Genomic DNA, 409 nt, shown 5'->3' with positions numbered 1-409 from the left:
CTGTTTAAAGGTACGGTGGATCTGGCTGATGGCAACGCTCTCAGTGTAACGGTCGGTGCGACTACTTATACTACAGTCGATCCACGCTTAACGGTTGATCCAGCAGGGAATTGGACCCTAGACCTGACGGGTACCACCTTGGCCGATGCAACCTATGCGGTGGTGGCGACGGTCACAGATACCGCAGGGAACAGCAAAAGTACCACTAGTCAGAACGTGGTAATTGACACCAAGATCGACACCGATAACGACGGTCAAACCGTGACTTTCGACTCGATCACCAACGACACTGGCAGTTCTAGCACTGACTTCATCACCAATGACAACACCTTACTGTTTAAAGGCACGGTGGATCTGGTTGATGGTAACAGCCTCAGTGTAACGGTAGGTGCGACTACTTATACTACAG

1 protein-coding gene is annotated in these 409 nt (G+C 50.9%); it reads left to right on the top strand.

Annotated features, from left to right (window positions below; all coding sequences use genetic code 11):
* Window positions 1-409 (top strand): Ig-like domain-containing protein (locus tag I593_RS02730; RefSeq protein ID WP_212750020.1); only part of this gene is annotated, 409 nt, incomplete at both ends.

This window comes from Acinetobacter tandoii DSM 14970 = CIP 107469, assembly GCF_000400735.1.
Lineage (GTDB): Bacteria > Pseudomonadota > Gammaproteobacteria > Pseudomonadales > Moraxellaceae > Acinetobacter > Acinetobacter tandoii.
This window is presented reverse-complemented; position numbering and strand designations above follow the sequence as displayed.